Genomic DNA, 4,495 nt, shown 5'->3' with positions numbered 1-4,495 from the left:
CGATGCGCCTCCTCGATCAGGTCGTCCGACGGCACGCCGAACACCACGCTGAGCACGGCGGGCTCGATCTCCCAGACGGCCTCGAGCTGTTCGTCCAGGGTCGGGGCGTACCGCTCCGGCCGCGCGGGGACGTCCACGCCCACGGCTTCGTAGAACGGCTGCAGGGCCTGCGCGAACACGGTGTGCTGCGGGTTCGGCTCGGCCTCGTCTCCCATCGGAAGCCAGACGTTCACCGCATAGGGCCGGTCGGTCAGGGCACGCAGCTCGGCCCCGGTCGCACGGATGCGATCGCCGTCGTAACCGTAGAGTCCGAACGACCCCAGTCCACCCGCGTTGCTGACCGCGGCGGTGAGCGCGGTCGAGGAGAGCCCGCCGAACGGGCCGAGAACGATCGGATGCTCGATCCCGAGCAGGGTGCGAAGGTCACTCATGCTTCGACGTTACGCCCGCGGGCGACCCCGAGGCCGCGGTGATACCCTCGTCGCAGGAAGGGGTGCGCACATGAGCGAGTGGTTCGGGCAGATGCTGAGCTTCGTCGCGACCGCGATCGGCCTCGTGTCGATGCCCGACGCAACGGCCCTCGGCCTCGCGATCGCGCTGCTCGCCGTGACCGCCCTCACGCTCGCCATCGTGCTGAGCGTGCACCCCGAGGCCACAGCCGACGCCCCGCATCCGCTCCGGGCCATCGACGTCGGCACCCTCCTCACGCAGAGTGACCCCGATGCCGCCGGGCATCCGCGCCCTCGGGCGCCGGGAGTCGCGACCGCCGCGTAGTCCGTTCGCACGACGGGACAGCGCGGCCTTCGCCGACCCTTCCCGACGCCACGAACGGACACTCTCTTGGACATCTTCGCTTTCCCTCCTCTCGCCGCCCTCCTCGACGCCGCCTACGGCGCCATGACCGGGCTCTCCGACCTCCTCACCCCTCTCGCCGGCGCCGCGGCCGCAGCACTCGCCGTGGTGCTCGTCACCCTGCTGGTGCGGGCGCTGCTCATCCCGGTGGGCATATCCCAGGCCAAGGCCGAACAGACCAGGGCGCGTCTCGCCCCGAAGCTGCGTGAGCTGCAGCGCCGCCACAAGAAGAACCCCGAGCGCCTGCAGAAGGAGACGTTGGCGCTCTACAAGGCCGAGAACACGTCGCCGTTCGCGGGGATGCTCCCGGTGCTGGCGCAGGCCCCCGTCGTCGGCATCCTGTACACGCTGTTCCTCCGTCCCGAGATCGCCGGTCATCCGAACGAACTGCTCGCGCACGACCTGTTCGGCGCCCCGCTGGGGACGAGCCTGGTCTCCGCGCTCTTCGGCGGCACGGCGACGCCCGCCACGTTCCTGGTGTTCGGAGTGCTGCTGGCGGTCATGGTCGCGGTCGCCGAGGTCACCCGCCGCGTGTTCCGTCCCACTCCGATCGAGGGTGACGACTCCCCGTTGAACTCGCCCACGATGCTGCGCGTCGTCTCGGCGACGCACTACCTCACAGCGGTATTCGCCGCATTCGTGCCCCTCGCCGCTGCGCTCTACCTCACCGTCACGGTGGTGTGGACGCTCGTCCAGCGCGTCATCCTGCGTCGGCGCTTCCCGCTGCCGACTCCGACGGTCAATCGGGCAGCGGTATCGGCGCGGTGAAGGGACCGGAGGGGCCGCCGTCGCGACGGTCCCTCCGCACGCCGAGCGTGGTGCCGACGCTCGCGGCGATCACGAGAGCGATGGCGAGCATGCGCAACGGCGTCGCATCCTGACCGAGGATGAGCCAGCCGGCGAGGGTGGCGAACGCCGGCTCCAGGCTCAGCAACACCCCGAAGACGCGCTGCGGAAGCCGCCGCAGCGCCGCGAGCTCGAAGCTGTACGGGATGACCGACGACAGCACCGCGGTGATCGCCGCGAGCAGCAGGAGCTGCGGGTCCATCGCCACGGTCGACACAGCGGGAACGCCGACCGGGATCAGCAGCACGGCCGCGACCACGAGTCCCATCGCCAGGCCGCTGCTGCCGGGGATGAGGGCGCCGACGCGGGCGCTCATCCGGATGTACATGGCCCAGAATCCGGCGGCGATGAGGATGAACACAACCCCGAGCGGATCGAGCGGCTCGGCCCCGATCAGCCCGTCGATGCCGAGGACGACCATGCCCAGCAGGGCGATGCCGACCCAGGCGAAATCTCTGAGCTTCCGGGTGAGCACGGCGGCGAGGACGAGCGGTCCGAGGAACTCGATCGCGACGGCGGGCCCCAGCGGGATGCGATCGATCGCGGCGTAGAAGAAGCCGTTCATCGCCGCCAGCGAGACACCGAAGAGCACGGCGGCAAGCCACTGCGAGCGGGTCCACTTCCCCGGTCGCGGCCGCACGATGACGACGAGCAGCACCGCGGCGATCGCCACGCGCAGCGAGGTGACCCCCCACGGTCCGAGCACCGGGAAGAGCTGGGCCGCGACAGCAGCGCCGAAGGGAAGTGAGAGGCAGGAGCCGATGACGAGCACGACCCCCACGAGGGGACCGGATGCGGTGGGCTTCTGCACCAGACAAGCTTAGGCGGCGACTGTCGAGACCCACCGTGCTGTCGAGACCCACCCTGCTGTCGAGACCCACCGTCCCTGTCGAGACCCACCGTCGAATGCGCGACGGCGCGTGGGTGTCGACGAAGACGATGGGTCTCGACGGATGCTCGTAGGGGTCAGAGGTGTTTACCGCCCGTGACCGCGATGACCGATCCCGAGGTGTAGGAGGACTCGTCCGACGCCAGGTACACATATGCCCCGGCGAGTTCCGCGGGTTGCCCTGCCCGCCCGAGCGGGGTGTCGGCACCGAAGGTCGCCAGGCGCTCGGCGTCCCAGCCCGTCGCGGGGATCAGCGGTGTCCAGATCGGGCCGGGGGCCACGGCGTTCACTCGGATGCCCTTGGGCCCTGCCTCCTCGGCGAGCGCCTTCACGAACGCCACCTGTGCCGCCTTGGTCATGGCGTAGTCGATCAGACCCGGCGAGGGGTTGTAGGCCTGCACCGACGCGGTCACGATGATGCTCGCACCGGGTTCGAGGTCGGGATAGGCCGCACGTGCCGAGAACAGCATTCCGGCCAGGTTCGTGTCGAAGACCCGGCGCATCCGCTCCGTCTCCAGCGACGCGAAACCGTCGATGTCGTGCTGGTAGCCGGCGTTGAGCACGAGCACGTCGAGTCCACCCAGCTCGCTCCGGGTCTTCGCGACGATGTCGGTCGCGAACCCCTCGTCGCGCAGATCGCCCGCGAATCCCACTCCGATCCGGCCGGCCTCGCGGACCAGGGCGAGGGTGTCCTCCGCGTCGTCCTGTTCCTCGGGCATGTGCGCGATGGCGACGTCCGCGCCCTCTCGGGCGAAGGCGATCGCGACGGCGCGGCCGATGCCCGAGTCCCCGCCCGTGATCAGAGCACGGCGTCCTCCCAGGCGACCGTGGCCTGCGTAGGTCTGCTCGCCGTGGTCGGGCTCCGGCCGGGTCCGCTCCGTCAGCCCCGGCTGATCCTGGTGCTGCGAGGGGAAGCCCTCCTCGCGATGCGCGTGCCGGGGGTCGGTGGTGTCGTCTGTCATGGCGATCCTCCTCATCTCGTGGAACGTGTCGTCTCGTGGAACGTGTCGTCGTACGAGCGACTCTCCCCGAGGGCCGCCCTCCCGTCAGGGGGGTTGACAGGTCCGCCCTGTGCGAGGGGTCGAGAGGATCAGACGGGCGGGGTCACCGGTACTTCCTCGGTGCCCGGCTCGGTTCCCGATTCCGCGGGCTCGGGAACGAGGTAGAGCCCGCTCGGAGCGTTCGCCGTGAAGGCGAGGGCCTCGATCCAGGCGCGGTTGATGGACGGCTGCCTGCTGCCGAAGTACTTGAAGACCAGCGCGCTGCCGGGCTGGATCCAGACGGTGGTGCGCCCACCGCCCACGCTGGTGTCTTCTCGCCAGCTGAACGGGAAGGGCTCACCGCGACGCAGCTTGGCGGTGATGACGAGCTGCAGATGCGTGAGCGCCCGGTCCTCGATCTCGGTCTTCACGCTGCCTTCATAGACGAACTTTCCCATGCACTGCTCCTCGCTCGTGGCGGTGGGGACGACGGTTGCGACCCATTGTTCCTCAAACAGCCGACGGCCACACAGTCCCTCGGCGGGTGGATCCGATGCCGGGTCGCCACAGCGAAGTCAACCCCCTCGGCGAGATCTGGAGGGACGCATAGCCTCATTCCACTCGACCCCGAGGAGGGCACTGCCATGAACGACCGACACATCGATGACCGCCCGGACGAGGGCAACACCCCGGGCACGACGCACGCGTCGTGGGGCGCGGGAAACCCCCGTCTGCGCATCACCAGGGACGACGAGCGCACCGAGTTCGCGCTCGAAGACGATGTCGTCCGCGTCGGCTCGGCCGAGGGCAACGAACTGCGCCTCGCCGACACCGACCCGGTGCACGCCACGATCACGCACGACGACCGCGACGAGTACGTGCTGACCCTGCACGGCGAGGGCGAGACGAACGCGAGCCTCGGCGTGGA

The 4,495-nt window shown here is 69.8% G+C and carries 6 protein-coding genes and 1 pseudogene; 3 read left to right on the top strand and 4 right to left on the bottom strand.

Features of this window, described 5'->3' with window-relative positions:
• On the bottom strand, positions 1–431 hold a 431-nt coding region (locus tag DSP71_RS00165), incomplete at its 3' end, for a nitronate monooxygenase (RefSeq protein ID WP_181800619.1).
• 70 nt (positions 432–501) lie between these two features.
• Between DSP71_RS00165 and DSP71_RS00160 the strand changes: the two genes are divergently transcribed.
• Entirely contained in the window at positions 502–774 is a 273-nt protein-coding gene (locus DSP71_RS00160) for a DUF6412 domain-containing protein (protein WP_046747744.1), read from the top strand.
• Positions 775–840: 66 nt separating this feature from the next.
• Positions 841–1,620 (top strand): membrane protein insertase YidC, encoded by a 780-nt coding sequence (locus DSP71_RS00155; RefSeq protein WP_113680066.1) that lies wholly within the window; start codon positions 841–843, stop codon positions 1,618–1,620.
• Here DSP71_RS00155 and DSP71_RS00150 read toward each other — a convergent pair.
• The 3 genes from DSP71_RS00150 to DSP71_RS00140 form a co-directional block, all read right to left on the bottom strand.
• The gene (locus DSP71_RS00150; protein ID WP_113680065.1) at positions 1,592–2,509 is read right to left on the bottom strand and encodes a DMT family transporter; all 918 of its coding nucleotides are present in this window, start codon (positions 2,507–2,509) and stop codon (positions 1,592–1,594) included. The two genes, DSP71_RS00155 and DSP71_RS00150, sit on opposite strands and share 29 nt — an antisense overlap.
• Positions 2,510–2,664: 155 nt before the next feature.
• The gene (locus DSP71_RS00145; protein ID WP_113680064.1) at positions 2,665–3,549 is read right to left on the bottom strand and encodes an SDR family oxidoreductase; all 885 of its coding nucleotides are present in this window, start codon (positions 3,547–3,549) and stop codon (positions 2,665–2,667) included.
• Between the two features lie 128 nt (positions 3,550–3,677).
• A complete protein-coding gene (locus DSP71_RS00140; RefSeq protein ID WP_058632365.1) occupies positions 3,678–4,025 on the bottom strand; it encodes a hypothetical protein in 348 nt (115 codons plus the stop codon).
• Between the two features lie 186 nt (positions 4,026–4,211).
• Here DSP71_RS00140 and DSP71_RS22815 point away from each other — a divergent pair.
• Positions 4,212–4,495 (top strand): annotated as a pseudogene (locus DSP71_RS22815) (hypothetical protein); the annotation flags it as partial.

The organism is Microbacterium sp. H6 (assembly GCF_003314775.1).
GTDB lineage: Bacteria > Actinomycetota > Actinomycetes > Actinomycetales > Microbacteriaceae > Microbacterium > Microbacterium oxydans.
The sequence above is the reverse complement of the archived record's forward strand: the minus strand, read 5'-3'. Positions and strand labels throughout refer to the sequence as shown.